The following is a 25,077-nucleotide window of genomic DNA, read 5'->3' as shown; positions in this document are numbered from 1 at the left end:
ACCGGGGTCATTGACCGCACGACCCCTGCCCCCGCGGGGGTACCCCCTAAAACACGGCCCCCACCCCCTATACCTATTCCGGGGTTTGAGCCGCTGCCGCACGCTGTTACCGTCCACGGGCGATGAAATTCGGAATAATTCCTCATTCGCGGCGTGAAACAAGTGTCCGGCCACGGCCGCATCCGCACGCCGCGCGTCATACGCTGGGAGTCTCGCGTGACCGATTCCGCTGTGTCGCTGAGCCCGCCGTCGGCCGCCGACGGCGGCGCTGAACTGTTCGCGTGGCTGCGCCGGATGCGCGACGACCATCCGGTGTTCCGCGACGAGAACGGCAGTTGGCACGTCCTGCGGTACGCGGACGTGCAGCGGGTGCTGTCGGACCAGAAGGACTTCTCCTCCGACCCGACCCCGGTGTCACCGAAAGCGGCGGAGATCGCCCGCGGTGACCTGGCCCAGATCGATCCGCCCGAGCACCACCATCTGCGGCGCGGGATCAGCCGGGTGTTCACGCCCCGCACCGTGGCCGAACTGGAGCCGCGGATCGCCGAGATCGGCCAGGAACTGCTCGGCGCCACCGACGGCATGGACCGTTTCGACCTGGTGCGGCATCTGACCCATCCGCTGCCGGTGATCGTGATCGCCGAGCTGCTGGGCGTACCGGCCGAGGACCGGCCGATCTTCCGGCACTGGGCGGACCGCATCATCGCCGCCAAGATCGTCGGCATCGACCTGCCGGAGAACTACGAGCGCCTGCGGACCGCGATCGAGGAGATGGACTACTACCTCGACGGCATGCTGGAGGAGCGGCGATCCCGTCCCGGTGACGACCTGCTCAGCAAGATGGCCACCAGCGAGGTGGACGGCGAGCCGCTGTCGTCGGAGGAGGCCGTCAACTTCGCCCGGCTGTTGCTGATCGCCGGGCACATCACCACGACGATGATGCTGAGCAGCGCGATCCTGTGCTTCGAGGAGCACCCGGAGGCAGCCGCCGCGGTGCGCGCCGACCGCTCGCTGATCCCGGCCGCGCTGGAGGAAGTGATGCGCTACCGGCCGCCGTTCACCATCACCGGCCGGTACACCACCCGGGACGTGCCGATCGGCGGTGTGGTCATCCCCGAGCGGTCGATCGTCATCCCGTGGCTGGCGTCGGCCAACCGCGACGAGCGGCAGTTCGACGAGCCGGACCGGTTCGACATCACCCGTACGCCCAACGCGCACGTCGCGTTCGGCAAGGGCATCCACTTCTGCATCGGTGCGCCGCTGGCCCGGCTGGAGGGGCGAGTGGCCCTCAATCTCCTCCTCGACCACTACCAGGACGTGCGGCTCGACCGCAGCGAGCCGCTGGAGTTCTACGACCGGAACTTCTTCGGAGTGAAGTCGCTGCCGGTGTCGGTCGTCCACGCGTGACCGCCGTGGCCTCCCCTTCAGGTCCCCACGGCCCTCGCCCTGCGCCCGGCCGTCCGAACGCCTTCCCGACTTCCCGTCCCACCCCTCCCCCGACTTCCCGTCCCATCACCCTCCCGACCATCGGAGCAGCCACGATGACCGACGAGAAACGGGCCAAGTGGCTCATTCTCGAACACTGTCGGATGATCAACGACGGAAATGTGGAGGGCCTGCTCCAGCTCTACGCCGAGGACTGCACCTTCGAGGACCCGGTGGGCAACGGCGAGCAGCACGGCCTGCACGCGCTCAGCCAGCGCGCCGCCGCCGCCGTCTTCTCCGGCGCCTTCGAGGACGCGGCCATGCCGGTGGCGTCCAAGGACGGCCAGTGGGCGTCGGTGCCGATGGTCTCGACCTTCAACTACCTGCCGCTGGCGGGTCCCGCGATGACCGAGTCGGGCCTGCTGCCGCCGGTCCCGCCGGAGGACCCGGAGGAGAAGATGATCCGGGTGAACATCGTGATGACGATCCACGTCAACGAAGTCGGCCTGGTCGACCGGATGATGGCGCTGTACGGCAGCTCCGACGTCACCCTCATCGACCGGAAGTGACGGACCGCTGACCGCCCCTGGCCGGGCGGAGCGGCACGGTGGCGCGCACCCGCGACGGGTGCGCGCCACCGCCGTTGTCAGCCCACCGGGGTACGGAACCGGTTGATCTCCGGCAGGTGCCGCTCACGCGTCTCGGGGTCGGTCACGCCGAGCCCCTCCTGGGGCGCCAGGCACAGCACGCCCACCTTCCCGCTGTGCTCGTTGCGGTGGACGGCGCGGGTCGCCTCCCCGGTGGCCTCCAGCGGGTAGACCGTCGACAGCGTCGGGTGCACCATCGCCTTGGTGATGAGGCGGTTGGCCTCCCACGCCTCGCGGTAATTGGCGAAGTGCGAGCCGACGATCCGCTTCAGCGACATCCACAGGTACCGGTTGTCGTACTCGTGCCGGAATCCGGAGGTGGACGCGCACGTGACGACGGTGCCGCCGCGGCGGGTGACGAAGACGCTGGCGCCGAAGGTCTCCCGGCCGGGGTGCTCCAGCACGATGTCCGGGTCCTCGCCGCCGGTCAACTCCCGTATCCGGCCGCCGAACCGCTTCCACTCGCGCGGGTCGGGCGTCTGCGGGTCCTTCCAGAACCGGTAGCCCTCCGCGGCCCGGTCGATGACCAGCTCCGCGCCCATGGCCCGCACCAGCTCGGCCTTGCGCGGGTCGGAGACCACGCACACCGGCACCGCCCCGCCGTTCAGGGCCAGTTGGGTGGCGTACGAGCCGAGGCCGCCGCCCGCGCCCCAGATCAGGACCACGTCGCCCTGCTTGAGCGAGGCGCCGTTGCGCGAGACGAGCTGGCGGTAGGCCGTGGAGTTCACCAGCCCGGACGACGCGGCCTCCTCCCACGTGAGGTGCGCGGGCTTGGGCATCAACTGGTTGGACTTGACGAGCGTCAGCTCCGCGAGGCCGCCGAAGTTCGTCTCGAAGCCCCAGATCCGCTGCTCGGGGTCGAGCATCGTGTCGTCGTGCCCGTCGGCGGACTCCAGCTCCACGCTCAGGCAGTGCGCGACCACCCGGTCACCCGGCTTCCAGTTGCGCACGCCGGGCCCCGTGCGCAGGACCACCCCGGCGACATCGGAGCCGAGGACGTGGTACGGCTGCGCGTGGCGCGCCGCCTCGGGGCTGCTGCGCGCGTACCGGTCGAGGAAGGTGAACGTGGGCAGCGGTTCGAAGATCGCGCTCCAGACCGTGTTGTAGTTGATCGCGCTGGCCATCACGGCGAGCAGCACCTCACCGGGGCCGGGTTCCGGGGTGGCGACGTCGATGGTGTGCAGGGACTTGGCAGGGTCCTTCTCGCGGGTCTCCAGCCCCTCGAACATGTCGGTCTCCTCGCGGAGCACAGCCGCGCCGCGGTAGCTCTCCGGCACCGGGAGCGCGAGGAAGTCCTCGGCTCCGGCACCCGCGCGCACGGCGTCGATGATCTGCTGCATGAGCGGTCCTCCCGTTGTGACCCGGCGGTCAGGCGATCTCGTTGGTCGGCATGTGCACTTCCAGCGGGAGTTGGTGCCGCCTGGTGATGTTGAGCTTGCGGTAGACCCGGGTCAGGTGCTGCTCGACGGTGCTGATCGTCACGAACAGCTTCGCCGAGATCTCCCGGTTGGTGTATCCGCAGGCCGCCAGGGCCGCGACCCGCTTCTCGGAATCGCTGAGCTTCGCCTCGGCCTCCGCGCCCAGCGCGTCGGCGGCGACCGGTTCTGCGAGCGCGGCGCCGGCCGGGGCGAGATCCTGGGCCCGTTCCCGCTCGCCCTCACGCAGCCGCTGCCCGGACTCCGCGCACAGCGGTTCCGCGCCGCACTCGCGGGCCAGGTGCAGGGCCCGGCGGGTGACGGCGATCGACCGTGTGGTCTCTCCCAGTTCGCGGTACGTCTCGCCCAGCACGCCCACGGTGCGGGCCAGTTCGAGCCGGTCGCCCGACCGGTGCAGGTCCTCGACCGCCCTGGCCAGCAGCGACGGCCGGAGCTTGAGGTCGACGCTCTGCGCGCGCAGCCGCAGCGTGACACCGCGCACCCGCGGGTGCACCGCGTCCGGCATCCGCAGCTGGTCCACGATCAACCGCTCGGCGCGGTCGTGCTGTTCGAGACGGCACAGGGCCTGCGCGGCGTCGGTGCGCCAGGGCAGCAGCACCGGTCGGTCGACGCCCCAGCGGACGGCGAAGCGTCCCGCGGTCTTGAAGTCGGTCAGCGCGGCCTCGGGTTGGCCGGTGGCCAGGTAGAAGTGGCCGCGCGCCCGCAGGTATCCGAGACCGTAGACGCTCTTGAGCAGGGCGTCGGGAATCGGCTGGTTGAGCCGCCGCGCCGCGGCCGTGTAGTCGCCCGCGGCCGTGTGCGTGAGGATCAGCACGGCCAGCGGACCGCCGACGAAGAAGCTGCCGTTGTGGGCGGAGACGCTGTTCAGCGACTCCTGCGCGTACTCCGCGGCGGCCTCCAGCCGCCCACCGCGCAGCGCGATGTCGGCCCGCAGGCCGACGAACACCGCCCGCCAGCCCGGCGCCCGCCGCCGGTCGGCCTCCTCCTGGAATCTGCGGCAGGCGTCGTCGGCGGCTTCGAGCCGGTCGCCGAAGTACAGCGACACCACGGCGTTGACAATCGGCGTCAGCGTCACGTCCATCAGCGGGGACACCCGCAGAAAGCGTTCGGCCGAGGTCTCCACGCCGGTGTCGGGCGACAGGACCGGGCAGCGCAGCGACCCGTCGGGGGACGGATGCGCCACCGCTTCCGCGGATATCGGGTGGTCCTGCAACCCCGGGTCGCCGCCCTCGCCGCACCACTGCCCGGCCAGGGGCGTCAGTTGACCGAGCGCCGCCTGCGCCGCGCCCCACTGGCCGGACGACGCCCTCGCCTTGAGGCCGCCGAGGATGGCGCGGGCCTCCTCGAAACGGCCGTGGCTGATCAGCAGGTCGGCGAGACCGGCGGCGGTGTGGGCGGGCAGCCGGGTGGTGGCGGCGGAGGCGACCAGTTCCGGCAGGTGCCTGGCCTCGGCCGCGGCGGGGTTGATCCGCCACAGCACCGCGGCCAGCCGCAGCCTGATGTCCGTACGCACCCGCTCGTCGTCGCACCCGGCGCAGGCCAGCTCCAGGTAGTCGATGGCGAGCGGGGCGTCGTCCTCGTGCAGCGCGGCCTCCGCGGCCTCCCGCAGTACGGCCGCTCCCCACGAGCCGGGCACCTCGCCCCCCGCGAGCAGGTGCGCGGCCACCGCCGAGGGGCGTGCGCCCTGGTCCCTGAGCAGACCGGCGACCTCGCGGTGCAACCGGCCGCTCTCGGCCGCGTCCAGACTGTCGCGGACCACCGACCGCGCCACCGGGTCGCGGAAGCGCGGGCCGTCCACGATGCCCGCGGACTCCAGTGCTTGCAACGCCTCGTCGACGCTCCAGGAGGTGGCCTCGGAGACGCGCCCGACGGACTCGGTGTCGGCCGCCTCGCCCAGCACCGCGACGGCGGCGGCCACCTCCCAGGTGTCCTCGCCTCCGCGGCGCAGGCAGGTCAGCAGCGCCTGTCCGAACAGCTCCCCGGCGAGCGGCGGGGCGATGCCCGGCGGCCAGTGGGCCACCGCGCGGTGGCAGTCCTCGAGACACGCGCGCAGCAGCAGCGGATTGCCGCCGGTCAGCCGGTACAGCTCCGCGGCGTTGACCGCTCCGGCGGGCAGGTCGGTATACGCGGCCAGGATCTGGGCCACACCGTCCTGGTCCAGGGGCAGCAGCCGCAGCCGGTGCACCTCGGGCTGGCGCAGCAACTCGACGGCGAACTGCGGGTCCCGCGGTCCGCCGTGCAGCGGCTGGGTGAGCACCATCAGGACGCGGCCGCGCCGGGTCAGCCGGGCGAGCTGGAGCAGACACCGCAGCGACTCGGCGTCGACGTGCTGGAGGTCGTCGACGGCGATGACCACCGGCGCCTGCTCGGCCATGTCCTTCACGGCCGCGGCGAGTTGCCGGGCGAACCTGCCGGTTCCCTGGTCGGTGGCCCCGTCGGGCGGTAGCGGTGGCGCGGTCGACGCCGGCACGCCGTCCATCAGTTGGGAGACGACGCCCAGGGGTGTGCCGGCCTCGGCGGGCGACCCCGCCGCGCACAGCAGGGTGACCCCGGACCTGGTCGCCTCGTCGATGACCCATTCCAGGGTCTGGCTCTTGCCGCAGGCGATCGCGCCCTCGACCAGAACCGTTCTCCCGCTGCCGGACATGACATCCCGCAAGGAATTGCTCAAAAACTTTAACTGCGCTTCACGCTGAATAAATTCCACGACAGTGAACAGCCCCCGTTCAAACCGTTCAATTCGCATTACCCAAAAGACACCAGGAACGCAACAAAGCGCCTGCGGGTGTGAACCCCGCGGCACAGATGATCCTCATCTATCCCAAACAGCCAACTCCCACCGTATCCGAAAGCCGAATCGACTCTATCGCGGCTTTCGGAAGATTGGGCAACCTCGGCGCGTTAAGAGAGCGGAAGAAGTCGGCCGTCTCCGACTCGGCCGCATCCGGGTCGGCCACCGCCGGTCCGGTCACCGCCGGTCCGGTCACCGCGGGATCGGTCACACCGGCACGCCGAGCCGGTCGCGTACCCCGGCGATCACCGCCGGCCCCTCGGGCACCAGGTAGAAGTGGCCGCCGGGGAAGACCTCGATGTCGAACGGGCCCGTGGTGTGCCCCGCCCATGCCTCCGCTTCGGCGATCTCCACCTGCGGGTCGCAGTCGCCGACGAACGCGGTGACCGGGCAGTCCAGCGGCGGCGCCGGGCGCGGCGCGTAGGTCTCGATGGCCCGGTAGTCGCCGCGGACCGCAGGCATGATCATGCGCACGATCTCGTCGTCGGCGAGCAGATCCGCGTGGGTACCGGCGAGTCGGCGCAATTCGGCGACGATGCCGGCGTCGTCCCGCCGGTGGACCGGATCGGGCAGCGGACGGTGGGCGGAGGGCGCGCGGCGTCCGGAGACGAAGAGCCGGGTCGGCTCCACCCCATGGTTCCGTTTCAGCCGCAGGGCCACCTCGTAGGCGACGACCGCGCCCATACTGTGGCCGAAGAACGCGGTCCTCCGGTCGACCATGGGGGCCAGCGCCTCGGCGGCCAGGTCGGCCAGGTCGTGCAGGTCCTGGACCGGTTGCTCGGTCCTGCGTTCCTGCCGTCCCGGATACTGCACCCCGACGACTTCGACATCCGGTTGCAGCGCGCTGGAAACGGGAAGGTAAAAACTTGCCGAGCCTCCGGCGTGCGGAAAACAGACGAGTCTGCGGGGTTCACTTCCGGGCGGAGCTGGGTGATAGCGGCTGAACCATGCCTCGCGGTTCACACACATCTCCAATTCGTACAAATCCGCCCAACGTGCCCAAGGAGTGCCATGCATGCGGTTTCGAAACTAGTTCGGCTCCGCACTCGCCAGTAACCCCTAATCCGGCGAGCGCCACCCCTATGAACGGAAAATGGCGAGGCAGGGGTGGCCGAAACCGGCAATCCGCGAGGACCGCTCGACCGGCTGCCCACCCGGCGGCGGTGGCGCGTCGAGCCCCGGCCGAATTTGCCGCGCGGGCGGAGAGCGGGACGGGGTAGGCGAGGGCCAGGCCGTGTCGGCAGGACACGCATGAGGTCTCGCGGAGGAACGATGGAAGCGAACACCGTTGACGGCGGCGCGAGTTGCCAGGTTCTGGTGGTCGGGGCGGGGCCCACCGGGCTGTTGGTCGCCGAGGAGCTGATCCGGCGCGGTGTGCGGGTCCGGCTGATCGAGCGGTCCACCGAAGAGAACACGCAGAGCAGGGCGTTGGTGGTGGGAGCCCGCACCCTGGAGGTGCTCGACGACCTCGGGATCGCCGAGGAGGCGGTCGACCGCGGCCGCATCCTGCGCCGTATCGACGTCCATCCCGGCCCGGACGACGTCATCCCGCTCGAACTGGACGGCATCCGCTCGCCGTTCCCCTTCGCGCTCTCCCTCCCGCAGCCGGAGGTGGCGGATTTACTGGAGACGGCCGCGCGGCGGCAGGGCGCGGTCGCCGAGCGCGGCACCGAACTGACCACCTGCCGTCAGGACGCGGACGGCGTCACCGCGACCCTACGGATGCCCGACGGCTCGGAGCGCACGGTCCGCGCCGACTGGCTGATCGCCTGCGACGGGGCGCACAGCACCGTACGGCGGACGGCCGGGCTCGCCGGCGACCACCGGGATCTGCACCGCGCATTCCTGCTCGCCGATGTCGCGGCCGACTGGGATCTTCCCCAGGACCGGCTGCATCCCTGGCTGGGCGGCCACGGCATCCTCGTCCTGCTTCCGCTCCCCAAGCCCGGCCACTGGCGCGTCATCGCCGACGTCCCGTCCGGCTCCGACGCGCCGGAACCGGACGAGGACATGCTCAACCGGCTGCTCGCCGAGCGCACCCCGCTCGCGGGCGCCGACGGCGGCAGCGCGATCTCCCGTGTGGACTGGCTGAGCGGATTCGAGGTGCGCGAGTCGCTGGCCGAGCACTACCGGCAGGGGCGGATCCTGCTGGCGGGGGACGCCGCGCACACCCACAGCCCGGTCGGCGGACAGGGCATGAACGTCGGCCTCCAGGACGCGCACAATCTGGCCTGGAAGCTCGCGCTGGTCGTGCAAGGGCGGGCAGGCGCGGGGCTGTTGGACTCCTATGAGCAGGAGCGCCGTCCGGTGGCGGACCGGGTGCTGCACGCCACGACCCGTGCCACGAAGGTGGCCACGACGCACGCCCCGGTCGCCCGTACGCTGCGAGCGCAGGCACTGCGGTTGATCAGCCGGACCCCTCCCGTACGGCATCGGCTGGCCCTCGGCGTCACCGAACTCTTCGTCGACTACGAGCACAGCCCGCAGGTCGACCGCGCCCGCAGGTCCGGCGCGGGCGGCCCCGGCCCCGGCGACCTCTCCCCCGACGCGTTCGTCCACGACGGCACGGGCTTCACCACGCTGCGGCACCGGCTGCGCGGCAGCGAACACGCCCTGCTGGTGTTCCTCGGGTACGAGGACGACGAGCGGCGGATCGCCGAGGTGACGCGGGCGGGCCGCGAGGCGCTCGGGGACTTCGGCACCGTCGTCGCGGTGAGCCGGACCCACGGGAAGGGCGACCCCGACCGGTCGCTGCTCGGTGACCGGCACGGCGCCTGCCACCAGGCGTTCGCGGCCACCGGCCCCGGCCTGTGCCTGCTCCGGCCCGACCGCTTCATCTCCCACCGCTCCCAGGGCTGGGACATGTCCGGAGTACGGGACCGGCTGGCCGCGCTCGCACGCTGACCGGGAGCGACGGCGCACCCGCCGTCCGGGGCCGCGCCGCCCCGGACGGCGGGTGGGGCCCCGCGCACGCCGAGGAGACGCCCCTGTGACGATCCCCACTCGAACACCCGTTTCTCCGGTCCTCCTCCGGGCACGCGCATACGTGACCCAAGAGGTGACTTCGTTGGACATATTCGATGACGAGACCGGCTCGCCGCCCACCGGCGCTCTGCCGATCGCGGACTACAAACATCTGCCCAAGCTCACGATCGAGGGAATCGTCCCCTCCCTCCAGCGCGAAGAACTGGAAACGGTGCTGCGCTACGAGAACAGCCACCGCAACCGCACGCCGCTGATCCGCCTGCTGATGTCCCAGCTCCGCGTCCTCCGGCACCGCGCGCGGTAGAACGCCGACCTCCCCGCGGTGGCGTCACGACGGTGCCGCGTAGCAGCGGACGGCGAAGAGCGCGGCGGGGGCGGCGCCGTGCGTGGACAGCACCTCGACGGACAGGTCGTCCGTTTCGAGGGGGGTGTCGAAGGTGATGACGTTGTGGGTCTGGTGGTTGTCGGCGCGTTCTGCGACCACGCGGTCCCCGGCGCGGACGACGTAATCGCGTACGCAGAACGGCACCGCGCGCTCCTGGTGGTCCCAGAGGACGGACTCCATGGCGTGGTCGACGTCGGTGTCGAAGGTCAGGTGGAGTCGGCCGATGCGTCGGGGTTCCGGCCAGCGCAGGCGGACGGTGGGACGGCGGTCGTCGTACGCGGCGGCCCACGAGTTTGGCTGCGCCGTGGGCCGGTCGTGGCCGTTGCGGACGCCCTCCACGCTCCACGCCCTGAGCGGAGGGTCGATCGTCAGGGCGAAGTTGTGTCCGCCGGGGCGCCGTTCGGGGGTCCAGAACTCCACGCGCGGCTTGCCGACGGCGTCGTCCGCCTCCTGTGTGCCCGTGTGCCGGACCGAGAGCAGGCCGGTGACGCGCCGGGTGGTGGTCCGCACCGACACGTCGTCGTTGCGGATCAGCGTCAGGAAGACGTACCGCGGCCGGTCGACGACCGCCTCGACGTCGACCTCGATCCGCTGCCCGGCGCCGGCGTCGAGACTGAACTCCCGCGCGGCCAGCACCACATCGGGGGTGTAGTCCTCCGGCCGGTTGCCGGTACGGAGCTCCACCCGCAAGGTGGTGGACGCGGCCACGTCGACCGTCAGCGTCATCCTCGGCAGCTCCCCCGCGTCCAGCGGCAGCAGTTGGGCGCGCGAGTGGTCGAGCGGCGTCGCGGGACCGTCGTCGGGGAGCGACCCCACGGTCAGCTCGCTCGACGCGGTGAGCGCGGCCTGCCCGACGAGGTCGTCCGGATCGTCGAGCCCCAGGTCGGGGATGTGCTGCCCGGCACGCAGGAGTTCACGCTGAAGGGCGAGCATCCGGTCGGGTTTCGTCAGCTCCGCCGGGAGTACGCCGTCACGCGCGCATATGGCGGCGGCCATCCCGGCGGCCTGCCCGATCTGGGCGCAGGTGGCCATCACCCTGGTCGAGGCGAACGCGACGTGCGAGACGCTGATGATCCGGCCCGCCAGCAGCAGATTGCTCACGTCACGGCTGACCAGGCAGCGGTAGGGCACCTGGTAGACCCCGCGCGCGTGCAGGTGGTTGCTCCCGGCGTGCTCGCTGAACACGCCGTCGGCCGGGTGCAGGTCGAGGGACCACCCGCCGGAGGCGACGGCGTCGGCGTGGGGGCGCTGGTCGACGATGTCCTGCTGGCGGAGCATGTACAGGCCCTCGAACCGGCGGCTCTCCCGCTTGCCGGGAATCAGCCCGGCCCACTCCAGCGTCAGGGTCTTCGCCTCGGGGAAGTCGCCGGAGTTCTTCAGGTGGTTCCAGACGCCGTAGACCACCTTCCAGAGCTCCCACTTGATCTCCTCCGTGTCGTGCACGGTGTCGAGACGGCCGCCGTACTCGATCCACCACAGCCGACAGCCCTGGACCGTGGTGTCGAAGCTGCGCCAGCGGGGGATCTCGGTGATGTCGTCCAGCGCGTAGCTGGGCGGCACAAAGGTCACCGGCCGTCCGACGTCCTTGCTGTAGAAGTAGATCGACTGGCCGAGCAGGCCGCCGTAGGACTCCTCGGGCGCGAACAGTTCGCCGAACTCCTCCGTGGACTCCGCGCCCATCCGGTAGGCGGCGCCGGCCAGGTAGCCGAGGACGCCGTCGCCCGACGCGTCGCAGAACACCGGGGCCGTCAGCTCGTAGCGCGTGGAGTTCTGGGCGCAGAAGGCGGTCACCGAGGCGATCCGGTCGCCGTCCTTGGACACCGCCGTCGCCGCCGTGTTCAGCAGGAGTGTGATGCCCGGCTCGGCGACCGCCTTCTCCAGCAGCACGGTGTCGAACAGCACGGCGTTGCCCTCGGGGTTGCGGAACATGTTCTCCACGAGGATCTCGTCGAGCACGCCGCCCTCGCGTGACCAGCGGTTGTTGTTGAACATGTGCGCGGTCGCGCCCAGCACCCAGAGCCGTATCTCGCTGGAGGCGTTGCCGCCCAGCACGGGCCGGTCCTGGACCAGGACGACCCGCGCCCCGGCCCGCGCGGCGGTCACGGCCGCACACGTACCGGCCATTCCGCCGCCGACGATCACCAGGTCGGCGCTGAGCCGCTCGGTGCGGAAGTCCCGGCTGTCGCGGGCGGGTTCGGTGGTGAGGAGAGTGCGCGGTGCGGTCATGCCGTTTCAGCGCTCCTTAAGAATCTGCTGGGTGAGGTGGCGTCAGTTCGGGCCGTGCGCTGGTCACTTCGCCGCGCCGGGGCGGCCCGCCGCTCATCGCGTGCGACGGGCCGCCCCGGCAGGTGCGGGGCAGGGTGCTAACCGGCGTCGGCGCCGATGTTGGGGGTGCCGGGGATCGCGTTCTGGTAGTAGTCCACGCCCCCGTTGCCGGAGACGGCGACTCCCGAACCCGCGGCCGGGGAACCGGACGCGAGCGTGTACGCCTGCGGGCACGGCTGCGGTCCCGCGCCGGAGGACGGCGTCCAGGCGCAGGTGCCGCCGGTGCCGGGCGAGGTGAACAGCGGGTCGCCGAAGACCGGTCCGGTCTCCACTCCCGCGGCCTGCCACGCGGCGAAGGTGCTGTAGGTCGTGCCGCCCCAGCGCCAGGCCGGGGAGCTCGCCGCGTAGTACAGGTTGTGCGACAGCGTCATGCCGGTCTGGCCGTAGACGTTGTAGTAGAACTGGCCGGGGTGACCGTACTGGTCCCTGTTGCCCATGTCGCAGATGTTGTCCGCGATCAGTGAGCCGCCGGCCCAGGTGCCCGCGCTGTAGCCGAAGTTGAAGCAGGCGCTGGCCGTGGACTTGGTGCTCTGGGCGACGTTGGTGAAGAAGGTGTTCCCGTAGACCGACAGCGCGTTCTTCGGCGCGTTGGGCACGACGGTCATCAGGCCGCCCTGGATCTTGGCCCAGTCGTCGTTCTCGGAGATGTTGTAGCGGTAGGTGTTGGGACCCCACACCTTGGAGTCGACGGTCGAGGTGTAGGCGAGCAGGCCGCTGCCGGCGTTGTGGTGGGTGTAGTTGTACTCGACCACCGAGTTCGTCGTGCCGCCGTCGAGGTCGATGCCGTCCCAGTCGCACCCGGCCGTGAACGCCGGGTACGGCTGCACGTTGTAGACCTCGTTGTACCTGATGGTGACGTTGTTCGAGGTGTACGTCTCGATGCCGCTCGCGCCGCCGCACGAGGTCACGTTCGCGCCCACGTCGTGGATCACGTTGTGCTGGATCACCGCGCCGTCCCAGCCGTTGCCGGTGATGCCCGCACCCGTCTCCTTCGCGGGCATGCCGAGGTTGTAGACCGTGTTGCCCTCGACCGTGACGCCGGTGATGTTCTCCCCGGAGCCCCAGCCGTAGATGCCGGGCCCGTCCGGTGAGGTCACGCTCGCGCCGTGCAGCTTGTTGTTACGGATCTGGACGTCGTTCAGGGGTCCGCTGTGCCCGTTGACCGCGTAGCCGAGGATCATGATCTCCCCGCCGAACGAGCTGCTGCTTCCGGCGGGTGTGGAGAATCCGGAGATGTCGGAGCCGGACACCACCAGCCCCTGGGTGGCGGCCGTGCCGTTCTGGTTCTCCAGCAGGACGCCGGCCGCGGTCGTGGAGCCGTTGACCACTTTCAGCCCGGTCAACTGGAAGCCGTTGACGTTGTCGGCCGTCACGGCCGCTGAGTAGTCGCCGGTGCAGTTCGAGGAGAGGGTGGCCTGCCCGGTGCCGTAGGAGTTCACCACGAACGGCGTGGACGCGGACGACGAGGGCACGTTGACGGAGTTGAAGGTCAGGCAGCCGGTGAAGGTCTGCCCGCCTTCGAAGGAGACGGAGCTTCCCTGGGGGAAGGTGGAGCCGTTGACCTTCGCGACGGTCTTCCATGCCTGGGCGGGTGACAGTCCGGTGTTGCTGTCGCTGCCGCTCGGCGAGACGTAGTACGTCGCCGTCGCGGCGTGTGCCGCGACCGTTGTCGCGGGCAGGCAGCCGAGGACGACGGGTACGATCGCGAGTGTGAGCGCCTTTGCTCTCATGGTTCTCCCTCACTGCGTGCGTATGTCGACGCACAGGCACGCAGTCGATGAATCGTGGTGGGGGCATGCCTCGGCCGGCCGCGTCCGGCGTGTACCGGCGCGGCGCCGGGCAGTCCGTGTGCGCTTCCGGGCCGCGACGTTCACGGCGTCGCGGATCCCGGATCCGGCTCCACGGGACCTCGTGCGCGCTCCTTTCCGTGGGTCGAGGTGATGTGCCCGCGCGGGCGGTACGCCTCTGCGCGGAGGCTCTGGTCAGGTATCCGGACGGTCAGGTGATCCGGGAGGCCAGGTATCCGGATGGTCGGGTATCGCGTTGGTCGGGTATCGCGTTGGTCAGGTATCGCGTTGGTCGGGTATCGCGTTGGTCAGGTGATCCGGAAGGTCCGGCGCGCTTGGGTGCGCGAGCTGTTGCCGGTGTGGACGTGGATCTCGCCCGGCTCCACGGTGAAGACACCGGCCGGGTCGTTCGTCCAGAAGCCGACGTCGTCGGCGCCGAGTGTGAAGCGGACCGTCCGCTCCTCCCCTGCGGCCAGCCGGACCCGGTCGAAGCCCCGTAGGCGGCGGACCGGCTGGGCGATGGCGGCCACGGGGTCCTGGATGTAGAGCTGGACGACCTCCTCCCCTTCACGGTCGCCGGTGTTGCGGACGCCGACGGTGATCTCGACCGTCTCGCCCGCCAGGAGTTCGCGCACCGTGATCCGCTCGCGGCTGAGCGTCGGCTCGTCGAGGGCGAAGTCGGTGTAGCTCAGGCCGTGGCCGAAGGGGAATCGCGGGCCGTCCTGGACGTCGAGGTACTTCGAGACGTACTTCTCCTCCGGCACGGCCGGGTCGTAGGGGCGGCCGGTGCGCTCGTGGTTGTAGTACAGCGGGATCTGGCCGACCGTCCGCGGAAAGGTCACGGGGAGCTTGCCGCCCGGGACGACGGCCCCGGTGAGCACGTCGGCGATGGCCGGGCCCGCCTCGATACCGGGGTGCCAGGCCATGACGACCGCTTGCACCTGGTCCGCCCAGTCCCCGATCGTCAACGGCCGCCCGCCCACGAGCACCACCACGCACGGCGTGCCCGTCGCGGCGACCGCCCTGATCAACTCCTCCTGGCGGCCGGGAAGTCCCAGGTCGCTGCGGACCGCCGCCTCCCCGCTGATCTCGGAGGGCTCACCCACCACCAGGACGACGGCGTCGGCGGTCGCGGCCGTCGCGACGGCCTCCGGAAGACCGGAGACGTCGGAGCCGTCCGCGGGGACGCCCGGGACGTGGGTGACGACGGCGTGCGGGAGGGCTTCGCGCAGGCTCCTCAGGACCGGGACGGCCTCGGGCGCTCCGGGCAGCGCCCACGTTCCCAGCAGATCGCCGCTGTCCGCGAACGGGCCGAGGACGGCGAGCGTCCCGATGACGGTCGCGTCCAGCGGCAGCGCTCCCCCGTCGTTCTTCAGCAGCACCATGCAGCGGCCCGCCACCTCGCGGGCGGCGGCCCGTGCGCCGACGCTCGGGGCGGTGATCTCGACGGACTCCTCGACGTACGGCCGCTCGAACAGACCGAGCCGCAGCTTCAGCCGCAGGACGCGTGCCACGGCGTCGTCCAGCCGCTCCTGGCTCAACTCGCCGCGCTCCAGCAGGGCCGGGCCGTGGTCGACGAAGGTGGTGGACACCATCTCCAGGTCCACACCCGCCGACAGCGCCAGCCGCCCGGCGTCGGCCTCGTCGGCCGCGCTCCCGTGCGCGATCAGCTCCTGGACCCCCGTCCAGTCGCTGACCACGACCCCGTCGAACCCCCAGCCGTCCTTCAGAACGCCGGTCAGCGTACGGGGGTTGGCGTGCGCGGGAACGCCGCTGACGGTGTTGAAGGCGGCCATGACGGTGGCCGCTCCCGCCTCGACGGCGGCCTCGAACGGCGGCAGATAGAGGTTGCGCAGCCGCTGCTCCGAGACGTCCACCGTGTTGTAGTCGCGCCCGCCCTCCGCGCCGCCGTACGCCGCGAAGTGCTTGGCGCAGGCGGCAACCCGGTCCGGCGCGGACAGGTCGTCCCCCTGGTACCCGTGCACCTTGGCCACCGCGTAGCGCGCGGCCAGATACGGGTCCTCGCCGGGGCTCTCGGCGATCCTGCCCCACCGGGGCTCGTGGGTGACGTCCACCATCGGCGAGAACGTCCAGTGGATGCCGTTGGACCGGGCCTCGGCCGCCGAGACCTCGCCGTCGGTCCGCGTCACGGCCGGGTCGAAGGCCGCCGCCTGGGCCAGCGGAATGGGGAACGTGGTGTGGAATCCGTGGATCACGTCCAGGCCGAAGACCAGCGGAATGCCGAGCCGGGACTCCTCCACCGCGATGCGCTGAACGGCGTTGCTGTTCGCGGCGCCGACCACGTTGAGCACCGAGCCGAGCAGGCCCTTGCGCGCCGCGGCCTCGACCGCGCCGGTACTGCCCCCGCCGGGGCCGGTGTTCCAGGCCCAGGCGAGCTGCTGCAACTGCCCGAACTTCTCCTCGACCGTCATCCGGCCGAGCAGGTCGGCGATACGGGTCTCGTGCTCGTCGGCGCGCGCCGGGTTCGGCATCGTGGGCTCTCTCTGGTTCATCGGTCCTCCGTCCGGGTCCTGACCGCCTCGGGCCAGGCCAGCGAAATGCCGAGGGTACGGCTCAGCAGCCTTTGGTAGTCGGCCAGTTGCGCCTGGTCGGATCGGACCTTGCGCGGCGGCAGCGCCCGGTCCAGGCAGAATCCGGCCAGAGCGCCGACGGCCTCGCCGATGGCCCACTCCACGGGGTGCAGGCGGTAGCAGCCGTTGGTGATGTGAGTGGTGCCGATGTTCTTGTTGGCGGGCAGCAGATTGTCCACCCGGACCGGGATCAGCGCGCCCAGCGGGATCTGGAACGGGTAGGAGTCGATGTCGATGTAGGTCCGGCCGGTGGTGGAGGGGTGCAGGTCGATGCGGTAGCTGCCGAGGCCGACGCTGTCGTGGAAGACCTCGCTGCCCGCGCCCTCGGGCCGCGCCTGGACTCCGACGTGCTGTTCGAGGACGGTGAACTCCGCCTTGATGCGGCGGGATTCGCGGATGTACGGCGTCTTGGCCAGGCCGTCCGCGGTGCCGGTGACATCGGGGCGCGGGCGCAGGCCGGGGTAGCCGGTACCGCCGTCGGGGCGCGGGGCCTCGGTCTGGAGCCAGTGCAGGAAGGACAGCGACAGGTCGCGGCTGGCGGCGAGGGCCGCCTGCCGGGCCTCGGCGCTCACACCGAGCAGCGGCGCCTCCCAGTAGTCGATCTGGGGCCAGTTGACGACGGTGAGGTCCGAGGCGAAGGCTCCGGGCACGAACTGCTCGCGGGCCAGGACGCGCCGGAACTGCCACAGGTCGAAGTGCTCCCCCGCGCTCTGGTCGGCGCCCATCAGCGTCCAGGTGCGCTCTTCGAGGGTGATCGGAACGACGTCGGTGAGGGAGAGCTGCGGTCCCGGCCAGAAGGGCGCGGTGGTGGTGAGCCAGTGGTCGTAGGTGTCCGGCCGGTCGATGACGTGGTCCTCGCCCGGCCGGTGTTCCAGGGCGAAGCACCAGGACACGGCCTGCTGGTCGAGGGGGTCGGCGGTGTCGGGCGCGTGGGGCTCCCCGGTCTCGTCGCGGCCCTCGGCGCCGATGACGTGTTCCACACCGGCCAGTTCCAGCAGGTCGCCGAGTTCGGTGGCGTCCGCGACGTAGGAGGCGTGGACGGTGATCCGACGGTCGTCGTACCGTCCGGCCAGGGTGACCGCCTCGACGCGGTCGCCCTCGGTATGCGCGGCGACGGGCTCGTACCCCGTCAGCACGGTGATCGCGCCGGAGGCCCGCCAGGGGGCCAGCATCTCCTCGATGACGGCCGCGGCCACCCGCGGTTCGTGACACATCCGGCTGACGATGCCGAGACCCGGATCGAGTCGGGGGTCCCGCGCCGCCTCGGGCGTGAGCGGGTAGTTGCGGCGGTAGTAGTCGCGCACGCGTCTGCGCAGGTCGGCGTAGCCGGGTGGGCAGGCGGGGCCTTCGATCCAGGGGTGCTCGTCGGGTGGCACGGCCTGGGCGGTGAGCTGCCCGCCGAGCCAGTCGGTGGGCTCGGTGAGCACCACCGTACGGCCGAGCCGCGCCGCCGTGAGCGCGGCCGCGACGCCGCCCAGCCCACCGCCGACCACGAGGATCTCTGTTCGTATCTCTGCCATGTGCCCAAGTACTCCTTGTCACCGGTCTCTGCCGGTCGGAACGGTCGGTTCCGGCTCGGTGGTCGTGCCGGGTGTCTTCAGGGCAGCCGTGATCGACGGACGCCGCCCGCTGTCGTGAGATGCGTGCTGTGCGGCCGCTCCTGTCAGCTCACCGCCGCGATGGTGGCGCCGGGGACCAGCGGGCACGGCACCAGGACGCTCTCGGCCCGCTTGCCGGGGTCGTCGAGCATCGCGTGCAGCTGGTCCACGGCGATCCGGCCGATCTCCTTGCGGGGGATCTCCAGCGAGGCCCACTGACCGGCGAGGTCCGCGGAAGCCCCTTCCAGTACGGCGACGGAGACGTCCTCGGGGATCTTGCGGCCCCGGCTCGCGAGGCCGTCACGCAGAGACTCCGCGAGCCGTACGCTCTCCACCACGATGGCGGTCGCGCCGCCGTCCGCCACCTCGTCCAGCCATGTCTGGTCGAGGTCGGCCGCGCCGAGGTGGCCCGGGGAGGTGTCCGTCAGCCCGAGCCGCGCGATGGCCTCGGCGTAGCCGGTGCGGCGGTCGGCGTACGGTTCCAGTTCCAGCCAGTCGCGCACGTAGCCGAACCGCCGGTGGCCGTGGTCCGCGAGGCGCTCGACGATCTGTCCGCTGGCCGACCGGTAGTCGGGGATGATCTGCGGGATCTCCGCGCCTGGCACCTCGCGGCGGCCGATGTGCACGAAGGTGTACCCCTCGTACCAGAGCCGGGCCAGCTCACCGCGGTCGGTCGCCACACCGAGCAGGATGCTGCCGTCGGCCAGATTCAGCCGGTTCGTGCCGCCCCGGTAGATCTTGCGCTCGCCGTCGCCGCCGGCCCCGGTGGAGGTGAACAGCACCAGGTCGAAGCCGGTCTCCTCCGCGCGCTCCTCGATGCCGAGCAGGAACTCGAAGTAGAAGTCCTCGCGTGCGTGCGGGAAGACCCGCTCGAAGGTGTGCACGCCCAGCAGGTTGTTGCGCTGATTGCGCATCGCCCGGGCGGCGGGGTTGGCGACGTAGCCCAACTCCTTCACCGCGTCGAAGACCCTCCGCCGGGTCTCCTCCGAGATCCGCGCGGTCGCCGCGTCACCGCTGATCACCCGGGACACCGCCGACTGGGACACTCCGGCGAGCCGTGCCACGTCCGCCTGGTTGGGCGCCCTGCCGCGTCGTTGTCCTGTCATCACGCCCCCTGGAGTGCTTCCCGGCGGGCGGTGGTCGCCGCGGCGTGTGTCGTGCCGGCCATCACCCCGGCCCGGCCCTTGGCGTGCAGCCAGCACTTCGCCCAGTGCCCGTCGCCGAGGTCGGTGACCGGTGGGGCCTGCTCGGCGCACTCCTTCATCGCGAACGGGCAGCGGGGGTGGAAGCGGCAGCCCTCCGGCGGGTCGATCAGGCTGGGCGGCTCGCCCAGTTCGTCGGCGCCCGCGAAGAACGCCTCGCGGTCGCCGACACCGCGCTCGGGGTCGGGCGAGGATTCGATGAGCAGCTTGGTGTACGGGTGCTGCGGGGACGCGATGACGTCCTCCTTCGGTCCCGACTCCACCATCTGCCCTGCGTACATCACGGCGATCTCGTCGCACAGGTAACGGGCGCTGGCGATGTCGTGCGTGATGTACAGCAGCGCCAGGCCGTCCTCGGCGCGCAGCCGCTGGAGCAGATTGAGCATCTCCAGCCGGATCGAGACGTCGAGCATGGAGATCGGCTCGTCCCCGAGCAGCACCTTGGGTTCCACGGCGAGCGCGCGGGCGATGACGACGCGCTGGCGCTGGCCCCCGGACAGCTCGTGCGGGAACTTCGCGGCGAATTCGGCGGCCGGGGTGAGGCTGACCTTCTCCAGCAGCAGCGTCATCCGCTGCTCGCGTTCGGCCGCGGACAGGTGCGGGTGGTGCAGCCGCAGCGCCCGGTCGAGGTTGTAGCGGACCCGGTGCATCGGATTCAGTGAGCCGAAGGGGTCCTGGAAGATCATCTGGACCTCGGAGTGGTAGGCGCGCCGCCCTCGCCTGCTGCGGCTCACCGGCTCGCCGCGCAGCAGGATCTCGCCCCGCGTCGGTTCGTGGAAGCGGGCCAGCATCCGTGCGAGCGTGGTCTTCCCACTGCCGCTCTCCCCCACCAGCGCCAGGATCTGACCGGGCTTCAGCCGGACCGTGGCGTCCTCGACCGCGCGGACGACGGAGGTACGGCCGAGCGCGCCGCGGGCGGTGAAGTGCTTGGAGACGTCCAGGGCCTCCAGTACATACGACGGCGCCTCGTGCGCCACGTCGGGCGTGCGGGCCTCTTCGTCCGGAGCGGATACGGCCTCGGTCATGTGCTTGCTCATCGGGTCTCGCCTCCGTTGTCGCCGTCGGTCTCGTTGAGCAGGCACGCCGCTTCGTGTCCCGGCTCGGGGCCCACCGGCAGCAGCAGCGGCAGCCGCTCGTCGCACCCGTCCGTCCGCCGCGCGCAGCGCGGGTGGAACGGGCAGCCCGACGGCAGACGGCGCAGGTCGGAGGGTGTGCCGGGGATGCCGTGCAGATCGCGCAGCGGGGCGTGCAGCGGCGGGAAGGAGTCGCGCAGCCCCTGGGTGTAGGGGTGCTTGGGCGCCCCGTAGATGGCCGCGGCCTCGCCCACCTCGACGATGCGGCCCGCGTACATCACGGCGATACGGTCGGCCAGTTCCAGCAGCAGCGACAGGTCGTGGGTGACGAAGACGACGGCGAAGCCCAATTCCTTGCGCAGGCGCAGCACTTGGGCGAGGATCTGCCGCTGCATGACCACGTCGACGGCGGTCGTGGGCTCGTCCATCACCACCAACTCCGGCCCGCAGGCCAGGGCCAGGGCGATGGCGGCCCGCTGACGCATCCCACCGGACAACTGGTGCGGGTAGTCGCGGATCCGGTCCTCGGAGATGCCGACCAGGCCGAGCAGTTCGGCAGCCCGGGCCCAGGCGGCCCGCTTGTTCAGCGCGCGGTCGTGGGCGCGCAGGACGTCGGCGAACTGGGCGCCGATGCGCATCACCGGGTTCAGCGCGTCCATCGCGGACTGGAGCACGATGGACAGGGCCGTCCACCGGTAGCGGCGCATCTGCTTGCCGTCGAGCGCGGCGAGGTCGACCGGCGGCGCGCCGTCCCTGCCGTGGAAGAGGATCTCGCCCGCGGTGGTGACGGCCGGCGGGCGCTGGAGCCGGGTCAGGGCGGTGATCAGCGTGGATTTCCCCGAGCCGGACTCTCCGGCGACGCCGAGGATCTCCCCTCGGCGCAGGGTGAAGGAGATGTCGGAGCAGGCGCGCACCGGATCGGCTCCGGTGGCGTATTCGACGGTCAGGCCGCGGACTTCGAGGACGGTCTGTCCCGCGGGGATCAGCGGCCGGTGCTTCGGCTCTGTGCGGACGGTCATCAGGCCGCGCCTCCCGTCCGCGCCAGTTGCCTGGTGCGCCGGGTGGACACCGGGCGGGCGACACGCAGTTTGGGGTTGGCCAGTTCGTCGATGCCGAAGTTGACCAGCGCCGCCGCGGTGCCGATCAGGGCGATGCACAGGCCGGGCGGCACGAACCACCACCACAGGCCGCGCAGGACCGCGCTCTGCTGCTGCGCTCCCTGGATCATCGTCCCCCAACTGATCGACGAGGAGTCGGAGATGCCGAGGAAGGCCAGTCCCGCCTCGGCCATGACGGCGCCGATCATCGCGTGCAGGAACATCGACGCGATGAGGCCGGTCAGGTGCGGCAGCACTTCGGCGAAGACCAGTCGGCGCCCGCGCTCGCCGAGCATCCGCATGGCGCGTACGAAGTCGCGGTTGGCAATGCTCATGGCCTGGGCGCGCAGCGTGCGCGCGCCGCCCGACCAGCCGAAGAAGCCGATGATCAGGGCGATCGTGGTGAGCCCCGTGCCCTGGAGGTAACCGGCCACGATCATGATGAGCGGCAGCGTCGGCATGACGAGGAAGAGATTCGTCAGGAAGTTCAGGGCGCCGTCGATCTTGCCGCCGTAGAACCCGGCCGGTACGCCGACCAGGATGGCGATCGCCGTGCCGACCACCGCGCCGAGCACGCCGACGTACATCGAGCCGCGGGCACCGGCCACGACCTGGGCGAGCATGTCCTGCCCGAACTGGTTGGTGCCCAGCGGATGTCCGCCGCCGGGCGACCGGGAGATGGCGGTGGTGTCGTTGGCGCGCGGGTCCAGGCCGAGCAGGCTGTGCGTCAGCCAGGGGCCGAACACGGCGAGCAGGAGGAAGAAGACGAGGATGCCCAGGCCGATGCGGACTTTCCAACTGCGGAGGAACAGGGTACGCACGGCCGGTCACCCCCCTTCTCTGATGCGCGGGTCGAGCAGCACGTACACGGAGTCCGCCAGGAGGTTGGCCAGCAGCACGGTGAGGGTGATGAGGAAGAACACGCCCTGCATCACCGGGTAGTCGCGCTGTTGGAGAGAGGTGTAGAGCAGATAGCCGATACCCGGGTAGTTGAAGACGACCTCGGTGAGCAGGGCGCCGCCGACGACGTGGCCGAGTGCCAGGGTGAAGCCGGTGAAGTTCGGCAGGACCGCGTTGCGGGCGGCGTAGCGGAGCATCACCCGGCGGCCGGACAGGCCCTTGGCCTGGGCGAGCAGGACGTAGTCCTCACGGACCGTGGTGACGGTCATGTTGCGCATGCCCAGCAGCCAGCCGCCGAAGGCCGAGAAGACGATGGTCGCCGCCGGGAGCACTCCGTAGTGCAGCACGCTCAGGACGAACGACGGCGAGAAGCCGATCGTCAGGTCGGCGTCGTATCCGCCGGCCAGCGGGAACCAGTCCAGTTGGAAGGCGAAGAGCCACAGGCCGATCAGCGCCATCCAGAAGTAGGGGACCGCCGAGACGAACGTGGTGAGCGGGCTGACGATCGTGTCGAACCGGCTGCCCGCCTTCCAGCCCGCCATCGCGCCGATGCCGGTGCCCAGGACGAACGCGATCACGGTGGTGACGCCGACCAGCAGCATGGTCCAGGGCAGGCCCTGCCGGAGCAGGCTGGTGACCGGGGTGGGGTAGTTGCTGATCGAAACGCCCAGATTGAGGTGCGCCAACTGGCTGAGATAGTCCAGGTATTGACGGCCGATACCGGCGTTCGGATTGCCGAACACCTTCTGGATGGACTCCATGGCGCTCGGCGACATCTGCTGACCGCTGACGGTCTGGAGCTTCTCGACGATCGCGGCCGACGGGTCGCCGGGCATCATCCGCGGCAGGAAGAAGTTCAGGGTGATCGCCGACCAGGTGGCGGCCAGGTAGAAGCCCAGTCGGCGCAGCAGGAACCCCCAGCGGCGCGGAATCCGGAACCGGCCGGCCGCCGGTACGGCGGAGGCGGCGATCGCGGTCACGTGGTGGCCTGCTTCAGGTTGAGCAGGGTGAGGGTGGCGTCGGGACCGTTGCCGGGGAAGGGCACGTAGGAGAAGTGCTCGGGGGTGGGCCAGCCGCTCCAGCGCTTGGCGTTGATCAGGACGAACCAGTAGCTGTTGTAGATCGGGCTGTACGGCACCTGCTCGGCGACGATCCGTTGCAGCTTCCCGCCCGCGCTCTTGGTGACGGTCGGGTCGGCCGACGACAGCAGGTCGGTGATCGCGGCGTCGGTCGGCGCGTCCTTCCACCGGCCGAAGTTGGTGGCGGCCGTCTGCCCGAGCGGCCGCAACGCCCGGCTGCTCAGGGCGCTGTAGACACCGGCGACGCCCGCTCCGCCCGAGGTGCTGATGGTGAGGTCGAACTCGCCGGTCTGCTGCTGCTCGTAGAGGTTGGCCCCGGGCGCGCCGACCGACTTGACCTTGATCCCCAGGTGCTCCTGCCAACTGCGGACCATCATGTTCGCGTAGGGGTCCCACCCGAAGTCCTGGTTGAACGAGAGCTTCGGAGCGTAGGACTTGCCGTCCTTGACGAGCTTGCCGCCCTTGACCTCGTAGCCGCTGAGGGCGAGTTCCCTCTTGGCCGCCTCGGCGTCGACCTGCTGCACCTTGCCCCGGTACTCGGGCAGGATGACGTCCCCGTAGATCTGGTCCACCAGCCCCGTCGGGCCGGCCTCGGTGCCGGGGCGCTCAAGGGTGGTGACGATGTCCTTGCGGGGAATCGTCATCGCCAGCGCCCGCCGTACGTGGACGTTGTCGAAGGGCGCCTTCGCGGTGTTGTAGAAGAGGGAGTAGGCGCCGCCGGTCGCGTACTTCTGGTAGAGGTTGTGCTTGGGATCCTTGGCGGTGTACTCCTGCTCGGCGTTGCCCCAGGCCGCCAGCGCCCAGTCCACGTCGCCGCGCACCAACTGCGCCCGCAGGGCGTCTCCGTTGGTCGGAATGATCTTGATCTGCTTCACGGCGAACCGGCCGCCCCAGTAGTCGGTCCGCGCGCGCAGGGTGATCTGCTGGGGCGCGAACCGGTCCAGGGTGAAGGGGCCGGTGCCGACCGGGTCCGGGTTGGACCAGCTCTTGATGTTCTTGCCCTGCCAGATGTGCGCGGGCACCACGGGGACCTGGATGGAGGCGAGTTGGCTCAGCTCGCTGAAGGCGGCGTGCGGCCAGTGCACCGTGACGGTCGAGGAATCCACCTTGGCGACGCGGTCGTACGTGGTGCCGCCGAGGTTGAAACTGGGGTCCTTCAGCGGGAGGTTCAGCGAGAAGAGCACGTCGTCGGCGGTCATGGGCTTGCCGTCGGAGAAGGTCACGTCGTCGCGCAGCTTCACGGTGAGCGTGGTGCCCGTCGGGTCGAACTCCAGGCTCTTGGCCAGCCACGGCTTGACCTTCGCGCCGTCGCTGTAGTCGACCCGCGCCAACGGCTCATAGATCATCTCGGCGTTGGGCGACTTCTGGATGGCGGGGCCGAAGACGTTGTAGTTGCGGATGAAGGTCGTCCCGCCGTCGGTCTTCCCGAAGACCAGCGTGCCCGAGCCCTTGCCCGCGCCGCCCGTGGCGGCCGTACCGCTCTTACACGCGCTCGCCCCCAGCGGTATGACGAGGGCCGCCCCGGCGGCGCGAGCGATAAAGGCTCTTCTGGTGGGCATGGCTGACTCCTGCTCCTCGTGAGTGGCGATACAGCGCACAAAATGGGGTGCACATACGTATGAGCACGAGTGGCTGAGCTGTCATGGCCTCTGCTTCTACGTATGATCCGGAAACGTACGCACGTTGCCGGGAGGGGTCAAGACTGTGACGGGAAGATTTTCCAGCCACCTGAACGGCGCCTGGGACACGGCGGAAC

General features: G+C 70.7%; 17 protein-coding genes. 4 read left to right on the top strand and 13 right to left on the bottom strand.

The features are described 5' to 3' along the window. The first annotated feature begins 216 nt into the window (after positions 1–216). Together ACFZBB_RS30580 and ACFZBB_RS30575 are read left to right on the top strand one after the other, a co-directional pair. Positions 217–1,407 carry a cytochrome P450 gene (locus tag ACFZBB_RS30580; RefSeq protein ID WP_391129145.1) on the top strand — a complete coding sequence of 397 codons (1,191 nt, stop codon included), beginning with the start codon at positions 217–219 and terminating at the stop codon, positions 1,405–1,407. Positions 1,408–1,541: 134 nt separating this feature from the next. Then, positions 1,542–1,994: a nuclear transport factor 2 family protein gene (locus tag ACFZBB_RS30575; protein WP_391129141.1), complete on the top strand. Its 453-nt coding sequence runs from the start codon at positions 1,542–1,544 to the stop codon at positions 1,992–1,994. 77 nt (positions 1,995–2,071) lie between these two features. Here the strand turns inward: ACFZBB_RS30575 and ccrA are convergent, their stop codons facing one another. From ccrA to ACFZBB_RS30560, 3 genes are all read right to left on the bottom strand, one after another. Further along, entirely contained in the window at positions 2,072–3,412 is a 1,341-nt protein-coding gene (gene ccrA / locus ACFZBB_RS30570) for a crotonyl-CoA carboxylase/reductase (RefSeq protein WP_391129138.1), read from the bottom strand. Between the two features lie 28 nt (positions 3,413–3,440). Further along, the gene (locus ACFZBB_RS30565) at positions 3,441–6,254 is read right to left on the bottom strand and encodes an AAA family ATPase (RefSeq protein WP_391129134.1); all 2,814 of its coding nucleotides are present in this window, start codon (positions 6,252–6,254) and stop codon (positions 3,441–3,443) included. A 252-nt stretch (positions 6,255–6,506) separates the two neighbouring features. Then, a complete protein-coding gene (locus ACFZBB_RS30560) occupies positions 6,507–7,268 on the bottom strand; it encodes an alpha/beta fold hydrolase (RefSeq protein WP_391129132.1) in 762 nt (253 codons plus the stop codon). A 303-nt stretch (positions 7,269–7,571) separates the two neighbouring features. Between ACFZBB_RS30560 and ACFZBB_RS30555 the strand changes: the two genes are divergently transcribed. Next, positions 7,572–9,203 carry an FAD-dependent monooxygenase gene (locus tag ACFZBB_RS30555; protein WP_391129128.1) on the top strand — a complete coding sequence of 544 codons (1,632 nt, stop codon included), beginning with the start codon at positions 7,572–7,574 and terminating at the stop codon, positions 9,201–9,203. 163 nt (positions 9,204–9,366) lie between these two features. Then, complete coding sequence (locus ACFZBB_RS30550) at positions 9,367–9,588, top strand: hypothetical protein (RefSeq protein WP_355332750.1); 222 nt, start codon at positions 9,367–9,369, stop codon at positions 9,586–9,588. A gap of 24 nt (positions 9,589–9,612) precedes the next feature. On the opposite strand, the gene ACFZBB_RS30545 is transcribed toward ACFZBB_RS30550, so the two are convergent. The 10 genes from ACFZBB_RS30545 to ACFZBB_RS30500 all read right to left on the bottom strand — a co-directional run bounded on the left by ACFZBB_RS30545 (position 9,613) and on the right by ACFZBB_RS30500 (position 24,880). After that, positions 9,613–11,895 (bottom strand): FAD-dependent oxidoreductase, encoded by a 2,283-nt coding sequence (locus ACFZBB_RS30545; protein ID WP_391129125.1) that lies wholly within the window; start codon positions 11,893–11,895, stop codon positions 9,613–9,615. A 137-nt stretch (positions 11,896–12,032) separates the two neighbouring features. Further along, positions 12,033–13,724, bottom strand: coding sequence for a right-handed parallel beta-helix repeat-containing protein (locus ACFZBB_RS30540; RefSeq protein ID WP_391129122.1), 1,692 nt, complete (start codon positions 13,722–13,724; stop codon positions 12,033–12,035). Between the two features lie 365 nt (positions 13,725–14,089). Further along, positions 14,090–16,294, bottom strand: a complete 2,205-nt coding sequence (locus ACFZBB_RS30535; RefSeq protein WP_391129119.1) for a glycoside hydrolase family 3 N-terminal domain-containing protein — start codon at positions 16,292–16,294, stop codon at positions 14,090–14,092. Continuing rightward, positions 16,291–17,892: an FAD-dependent oxidoreductase gene (locus tag ACFZBB_RS30530; protein ID WP_391129116.1), complete on the bottom strand. Its 1,602-nt coding sequence runs from the start codon at positions 17,890–17,892 to the stop codon at positions 16,291–16,293. The genes ACFZBB_RS30535 and ACFZBB_RS30530 overlap by 4 nt, the downstream gene beginning before the upstream one ends. A 143-nt stretch (positions 17,893–18,035) precedes the next feature. Beyond that, positions 18,036–19,076 carry a substrate-binding domain-containing protein gene (locus tag ACFZBB_RS30525; protein ID WP_391129112.1) on the bottom strand — a complete coding sequence of 347 codons (1,041 nt, stop codon included), beginning with the start codon at positions 19,074–19,076 and terminating at the stop codon, positions 18,036–18,038. Then, on the bottom strand, positions 19,076–20,209 hold the full coding sequence (locus ACFZBB_RS30520; RefSeq protein ID WP_391129110.1) for an oligopeptide/dipeptide ABC transporter ATP-binding protein: 1,134 nt from the start codon (positions 20,207–20,209) through the stop codon (positions 19,076–19,078). Before ACFZBB_RS30520 ends, ACFZBB_RS30525 begins: the two co-directional genes overlap by 1 nt. Then, positions 20,206–21,264, bottom strand: a complete 1,059-nt coding sequence (locus tag ACFZBB_RS30515; RefSeq protein ID WP_391129107.1) for an oligopeptide/dipeptide ABC transporter ATP-binding protein — start codon at positions 21,262–21,264, stop codon at positions 20,206–20,208. Before ACFZBB_RS30515 ends, ACFZBB_RS30520 begins: the two co-directional genes overlap by 4 nt. Next, on the bottom strand, positions 21,264–22,163 hold the full coding sequence (locus ACFZBB_RS30510; RefSeq protein ID WP_391129104.1) for an ABC transporter permease subunit: 900 nt from the start codon (positions 22,161–22,163) through the stop codon (positions 21,264–21,266). The genes ACFZBB_RS30515 and ACFZBB_RS30510 overlap by 1 nt, the downstream gene beginning before the upstream one ends. 6 nt (positions 22,164–22,169) lie before the next feature. After that, positions 22,170–23,213: an ABC transporter permease subunit gene (locus ACFZBB_RS30505; protein ID WP_391129240.1), complete on the bottom strand. Its 1,044-nt coding sequence runs from the start codon at positions 23,211–23,213 to the stop codon at positions 22,170–22,172. Positions 23,214–23,218: 5 nt separating this feature from the next. Continuing rightward, a complete protein-coding gene (locus ACFZBB_RS30500; protein ID WP_391129101.1) occupies positions 23,219–24,880 on the bottom strand; it encodes an ABC transporter substrate-binding protein in 1,662 nt (553 codons plus the stop codon). Positions 24,881–25,077 lie beyond the last annotated feature (197 nt).

The organism is Streptomyces sp. NPDC008139 (genome assembly GCF_042957025.1).
Lineage (GTDB): Bacteria > Actinomycetota > Actinomycetes > Streptomycetales > Streptomycetaceae > Actinacidiphila.
The sequence above is the reverse complement of the archived record's forward strand: the minus strand, read 5'-3'. Positions and strand labels throughout refer to the sequence as shown.

What these genes read in the sequence shown, in the direction of transcription:
- ACFZBB_RS30575 (WP_391129141.1), top strand. Translation starts at nt 1,542, where the DNA reads ATGACCGACGAGAAACGGGCCAAGTGGCTCATTCTCGAACACTGTCGG.
- ccrA (WP_391129138.1), bottom strand. Translation starts at nt 3,412, where the DNA reads ATGCAGCAGATCATCGACGCCGTGCGCGCGGGTGCCGGAGCCGAGGAC.
- ACFZBB_RS30565 (WP_391129134.1), bottom strand. Translation starts at nt 6,254, where the DNA reads ATGCGAATTGAACGGTTTGAACGGGGGCTGTTCACTGTCGTGGAATTT.
- ACFZBB_RS30560 (WP_391129132.1), bottom strand. Translation starts at nt 7,268, where the DNA reads ATGTGTGTGAACCGCGAGGCATGGTTCAGCCGCTATCACCCAGCTCCG.
- ACFZBB_RS30555 (WP_391129128.1), top strand. Translation starts at nt 7,572, where the DNA reads ATGGAAGCGAACACCGTTGACGGCGGCGCGAGTTGCCAGGTTCTGGTG.
- ACFZBB_RS30545 (WP_391129125.1), bottom strand. Translation starts at nt 11,895, where the DNA reads ATGACCGCACCGCGCACTCTCCTCACCACCGAACCCGCCCGCGACAGC.
- ACFZBB_RS30540 (WP_391129122.1), bottom strand. Translation starts at nt 13,724, where the DNA reads ATGAGAGCAAAGGCGCTCACACTCGCGATCGTACCCGTCGTCCTCGGC.
- ACFZBB_RS30535 (WP_391129119.1), bottom strand. Translation starts at nt 16,294, where the DNA reads ATGAACCAGAGAGAGCCCACGATGCCGAACCCGGCGCGCGCCGACGAG.
- ACFZBB_RS30530 (WP_391129116.1), bottom strand. Translation starts at nt 17,892, where the DNA reads ATGGCAGAGATACGAACAGAGATCCTCGTGGTCGGCGGTGGGCTGGGC.
- ACFZBB_RS30525 (WP_391129112.1), bottom strand. Translation starts at nt 19,076, where the DNA reads ATGACAGGACAACGACGCGGCAGGGCGCCCAACCAGGCGGACGTGGCA.
- ACFZBB_RS30520 (WP_391129110.1), bottom strand. Translation starts at nt 20,209, where the DNA reads ATGAGCAAGCACATGACCGAGGCCGTATCCGCTCCGGACGAAGAGGCC.
- ACFZBB_RS30515 (WP_391129107.1), bottom strand. Translation starts at nt 21,264, where the DNA reads ATGACCGTCCGCACAGAGCCGAAGCACCGGCCGCTGATCCCCGCGGGA.
- ACFZBB_RS30500 (WP_391129101.1), bottom strand. Translation starts at nt 24,880, where the DNA reads ATGCCCACCAGAAGAGCCTTTATCGCTCGCGCCGCCGGGGCGGCCCTC.